Origin of the sequence: Streptomyces poriferorum (assembly GCF_019399235.1) — a bacterium.
Lineage (GTDB): Bacteria > Actinomycetota > Actinomycetes > Streptomycetales > Streptomycetaceae > Streptomyces > Streptomyces poriferorum.
This window is the reverse complement of the sequence record NZ_JAELVH010000509.1, coordinates 1-2,053: the sequence shown is the minus strand read 5'-3', so window position 1 is coordinate 2,053 and position 2,053 is coordinate 1. Positions and strand designations below refer to the sequence as shown.

The following is a 2,053-nucleotide window of genomic DNA, read 5'->3' as shown; positions in this document are numbered from 1 at the left end:
GCCAGCAAAGCCTGCGCCTCAATCGGATCACCCAACCGAGTCCCCGTCCCATGCGCCTCCACCAGATCCACCTGATCCGACGAAATCTGCGCGTCAGCCAACGCCGCACGAATCACACGCTGCTGCGACGGACCATTCGGAGCCGTCAGCCCATTACTCGCACCGTCCTGATTCACCGCACTGCCCCGCAGCACTGCCAGGACCGGGTGTCCGTTGCTGCGAGCGTCGGAGAGCTTCTCCAGGAGCAGGACGCCGGCCCCCTCCGACCAGCTGGTGCCGTCGGTGGCGCCCGCGAACGACTTGCAGCGGCCGTCCTTGGACAGGCCGCCCTGCCGGCTGAACTCGACGAAGACCTCAGGCGTCGACATGACCGCCACGCCTCCGGCCAGTGCCATCGAGCACTCACCCGAACGCAGCGCCTGGGCCGCCAGGTGCAACGCGACCAGCGACGACGAACACGCGGTGTCCAGCGTCATCGACGGCCCCTCGAAGCCGAAGACGTACGAGACGCGGCCTGACGCGATGGAACCCGTAGCGCTGTTGTGGACGTAGTCGTGGTACATCATTCCGGCGAATACGCCGGTTTTACTGCCCTTCAACGTGGCGGGGTCGATGCCGGCCCGCTCGAAGACCTCCCACGAGCATTCGAGGAGCAGCCGCTGCTGCGGGTCCATGATCAGGGCCTCGTTCGGACTGATACCGAAGGGAACCGGGTCGAACGTGTCTGCGGAGTGAAGGAAGCCGCCCTTGTTGACGTAGCTGGTGTTCGGACGCTCGCCCTCCGGGTCGTAAAGAGAGCCGACATTCCAGCCGCGGTTCTCCGGGAACTCGGATATCGCGTCCACACCGTCGTTCACCAGCTGCCACAGAGCCTCCGGTGATTCGACGCCTCCGGGGAAACGGCAGCTCATCGCGACGATGGCAATGGGCTCGCGGGCCGCGGACGACATCTTCCTGTTGTGAGCCCGCAGACGGTCGTTCTCCTTGAGCGACGCCCGCAGCGCGGCAACCAGCTTCTCGTCGGAATTACTCATCGGGGGTCTCACATTCCCTGGGTCGCGTCGTCAAGGCCGGAACCGTCGAGCGCCATGCTGATCAGGCTCTCGGCATCCATCGAGTCGATGGATTCGGGCGAGCTCTCGTCCGTGCCCTCGGCCGGATCCACCGGCACGTCGTGGGCACCTGCGAGCTCGAAGAGGACTTCCATCAGTCCCGCGTCCCTGAGCCTGCTCAGGGGAATTCCCTGCAGAATGCGTCGGATCCGTTCATCTCCGACGGCTTCGTCGTCCGTCGGAGAGTCGGGGCGCAGTTCCTCCGCGAGGTACTGGGCGAGCGCTCGGGAGTTCGGGTAGTCGAAGACCAGCGTCGCCGGCGGGCGCAGCCCCGTGGCCTGGGCCAGGCCGTTGCGGAACTCCACCGCGGCCAGCGAGTCGAACCCGAGCTCCTTGAACGCCCGGTCCGGCTCGATGGCCGAGGAACCCGCGTATCCGAGGATGGCGGCCGCGTGGGCCCGTACGAGGTCGAGCACCTGATCTGTGCGGTCCTCGTCGGTCAGGGCATCCATGCGCCGGCGGAACGCCGCCGCACCGGACGCCGCAGCGTCGGTGGCTCGGTGACCACGGGGCCGTACGAGCCCTCGGAACAGGTCGGGCAGGTCGTCCGGCTCCGGTGCGCCCGCTCCGGCGAGATCGACCCGCATGGTGACGAGTGCTGCCCCACCGGCAGTCTCGGCCGCGTCGAAGAGGGCGGTTCCCTCGTCAGCCGACAGGGGCTGGATGCCGGTCCGGCGCATGCGCTGGGAATCGGCGCTCTGCAGGCTGTCCGCCATGCCCCCGTCCACCCACGGCCCCCAGGCGAGGGACTGGGCGGGGAGTCCTTCCGCTCTGCGGTACGTGGCCAGCGCGTCCAGGAACGCGTTGGCCGCGGCGTAGTTGCCCTGACCCGGATTGCCGATGACCCCGGCAGCCGAGGAGAAGAGGACGAACGCGGCGAGGTCCAGGCCACGGGTCAGCTCGTGCAGGTTGAGCGCCGCATCCACCTTCGGACGCAGCAC

General features: G+C 67.9%; 2 protein-coding genes. Both read right to left on the bottom strand.

Annotated features, from left to right (window positions below; all coding sequences use genetic code 11):
* Positions 1-1,034, bottom strand: a 1,034-nt coding sequence (locus JGS39_RS39095; RefSeq protein ID WP_219574518.1) for a beta-ketoacyl synthase N-terminal-like domain-containing protein, incomplete at its 3' end; no start/stop codon positions are given.
* Between the two features lie 8 nt (positions 1,035-1,042).
* On the bottom strand, positions 1,043-2,053 hold a 1,011-nt coding region (locus JGS39_RS39090; protein ID WP_219574517.1), incomplete at its 5' end, for a beta-ketoacyl reductase.